At 44.6% G+C, this 2116-nt stretch carries 2 protein-coding genes; one reads left to right on the forward strand and one right to left on the reverse strand.

Features of this window, described 5'->3' with window-relative positions:
* Positions 1-873: 873 nt before the first annotated feature.
* Complete coding sequence (locus ACH0QE_RS23365) at positions 874-1878, forward strand: rod shape-determining protein (protein WP_415802822.1); 1005 nt, start codon at positions 874-876, stop codon at positions 1876-1878.
* Here the strand turns inward: ACH0QE_RS23365 and ACH0QE_RS23370 are convergent.
* On the reverse strand, positions 1834-2116 hold a 283-nt coding region (locus ACH0QE_RS23370), incomplete at its 5' end, for a hypothetical protein (RefSeq protein ID WP_415802823.1). The two genes, ACH0QE_RS23365 and ACH0QE_RS23370, sit on opposite strands and share 45 nt — an antisense overlap.

A 2116-nucleotide genomic window follows, 5' to 3' on the forward strand; every position in this document is an offset into this window, starting at 1 on the left:
GAGGAAAGGGAAGAAGAGCCGGTTAAGTGAAAAAGAATTGAAACAAACAGATTGGAGGGAACGTAATTCAGCTGTGTGATCATTGCCAACAACAAAATGAAAAATGCCCAGCTTAGATTCGGAAAAGCCGGGCATCGCCACAAAAGGCGTGTATGATTCTGCTTTATACATAGCGGAGGCTGCCGCCTTTTTATCATGGGTAGAAATGGCCAAGCAAGTTTAGCAAAGGATGTACACCATGCTGTTACGGAGACGGTGAATCTGAAGCTTTGTTTATACATTAATCATCGCTAGTATGGCTAGACTGCTTGGAGCAGCAGCAACAGTGCTGGTATGCAGACATAGAGTGAAAGGTTAAAGAAGAATAGAAATTTGGCCACGGGGGTGTTGACTTCTCCCGGTTTGTTTTATTTGGAGCGGCTAAAAAATTGAAAAAAGAATCAAGTGTTTTTCCCGGTTAGCGGAATTCCAGAGGAATATCGCGGAATTATGGATGATTTTCGCGGGAATACAGTGTGAATTCGCGAAAAAAATATTTTCCGCTGTAGGAAAAGGGATTTGAATGCCAGAATTGGCGATGGGAAGGCATAGGAAAAAAGGCAGTATGGAAAAGTTTGAATGAAAAGTTACATTTACCGATTTAAATGTGACAAATTTAAACAAATTGTTTCAAATTTTTCATCATTCGGTTACTTATTTCCTATCATTGTGATAAAATAAACAATTAGGGTAGAATATGGTTCGCAGATTGCGGCAGCGTCTGTGTAATCTCGGACATCGTGATCTATTTTACATAGATGAGGCTTTTCATCAGCTGAGATAACGAGGCTTAATCAGCCGCAGCCAGCCATTTGTCAAGGAGGAAAAAGCAAAATGTTTGCAAGGGATATCGGGATTGACCTTGGTACAGCCAATGTGTTGATCCATGTAAAAGGTCGAGGAATTGTCTTGAATGAACCGTCTGTTGTGGCGATTGATAAGAACACGAACAAGGTTTTGGCTGTTGGGGAAGAGGCGCGCAAAATGGTTGGGCGTACACCTGGCAATATCGTAGCGATTCGCCCGTTGAAGGATGGGGTAATCGCGGATTTCGATGTAACGGAATCAATGCTTAAGCATTTCATCAATAAATTGAATGTAAAAGGTTTCTTGTCGAAGCCACGCATCCTGATTTGCTGCCCGACGAACATAACGAGCGTTGAGCAAAAGGCAATCAAGGAAGCTGCTGAAAAGAGCGGTGGCAAAAAGATTTATCTTGAAGAAGAGCCAAAGGTTGCGGCAATCGGAGCTGGCATGGACATCTTCCAGCCGAGCGGAAACATGGTTGTTGATATCGGTGGCGGAACGACGGATGTAGCTGTCCTATCAATGGGCGACATCGTCACATCTCAATCAATCAAAATGGCCGGCGACAAGTTCGACGCTGAAATTTTAAATTACATTAAACGTGAATATAAGCTGTTAATCGGTGAGAGAACAGCTGAGAATATTAAGATCCAAATTGGGACTGTCTTCCCAGGCAGCCGCAGCGAGGAAATGGAAATCCGCGGCCGTGATATGGTGTCCGGACTTCCACGCACGATTACGGTGCGTTCTGAGGAGATTGAAAAGGCATTAAGAGAATCAGTTGCTGTCATCGTTCAGGCGGCAAAAACGGTGCTGGAGAAAACTCCTCCTGAATTATCCGCAGACATCATTGACCGCGGTGTCATTTTGACTGGCGGCGGGGCATTGCTTCACGGAATCGACCAGTTGATGCAGGAAGAATTGAAGGTACCGGTACTGATTGCGGATAATCCAATGGATTGTGTTGCGATTGGAACAGGTATTATGCTAGATAATATTGACCGTATCGCAGGCCGTCGCGGAATTATCTAAAAATAAAAATCTGGAATTACTTCGGTGGGAAATGCCGCAGGATTCCAGATTTTTTTGCTTTGTCCAGCTCCAGCGCCTTGCCCCTCGAGACGCTTGGCTAGTTTCGCCTCCTAGAAACTCCGAAACTTCAACTCCGCCGGCAGAAGCAAAAAGCGCTTCTTTGTCGGAGTCTCCAGTTTCTGCGTTTCTGGACAGTCGGCTATACATTTCGATTTCCGTCCTGCCAATGAAGTCAAAA

Origin of the sequence: Mesobacillus sp., assembly GCF_047739415.1 — a bacterium.
In the GTDB taxonomy this organism is placed as follows: Bacteria; Bacillota; Bacilli; order Bacillales; family Cytobacillaceae; genus Mesobacillus.